Below are 744 nucleotides of genomic sequence, written 5' to 3' on the forward strand. Positions count from 1 at the left end.
CAAAACTTTTTGTTTAAAACTTAATCTCGGTATTTGGTAATAGTTTTTTGATCCGTGCTTTTTCTTGGTCGGAGAAATCGTTACTGCTCACATCAAGTAACTTAAGATTTTGAAGGTTTTTAATTTCATTAGGCACAGTCTTAATGTCATTGCCACGTAAGAGCATTGTATCTAATTGAACTAAGCTACCTACCTCTTTAGGTAATGATGTAAACTTTTTACCATAAACCTGTAGAAGCTTTAAGGAACGATTTCCTCGTAAATTCTCAAATATTATTTTCCTATCTTCGGCCGTGGTAACCTCTAAAACTAATACCAATGTTTTAAGTTGTTTCAAAGAGTTGATCTCTTTTGGAATGGTATTCACTTTATCAATATATAGCCTTTCTAGCCGAGGTAGGCTACCTAAGCTATTTAATACCAGTTTCAAGTCAAGACTTTCATCTCCTAAGTGTAATGATTTTAACCGTTTAAACACATTTTGTCTTTCAGGTAAAAGCTTGATATTATTTCCATAAAAAATTAATTCTTCTAATTTTGGCAGATTAGATAATATCCTCCAAACCTGTTTGATATCAATACCTGGATTATAGTTAAGGTATAGCTTTTGTAAGGAAGAAAGTTCTTTGAACTCCACTGGTAAAGTTTTAACACTACTTCTTTGTAAGTATCCCTCCCAGTAAGTACATGTTTACATCTGCTATTTGCTTACTTACCTTTGCATCAAAAAGATATGAATAAAGA

At 32.1% G+C, this 744-nt stretch carries 1 protein-coding gene; it reads right to left on the bottom strand.

Annotated elements, in window-relative coordinates; all coding sequences use genetic code 11:
- Positions 1 to 13 precede the first annotated feature (13 nt).
- Entirely contained in the window at positions 14 to 637 is a 624-nt protein-coding gene (locus Q0954_RS34195) for a hypothetical protein (protein WP_299466646.1), read from the bottom strand.
- Positions 638 to 744 lie beyond the last annotated feature (107 nt).

Source organism: uncultured Microscilla sp. (assembly GCF_947493425.1).
Lineage (GTDB): Bacteria > Bacteroidota > Bacteroidia > Cytophagales > Microscillaceae > Microscilla.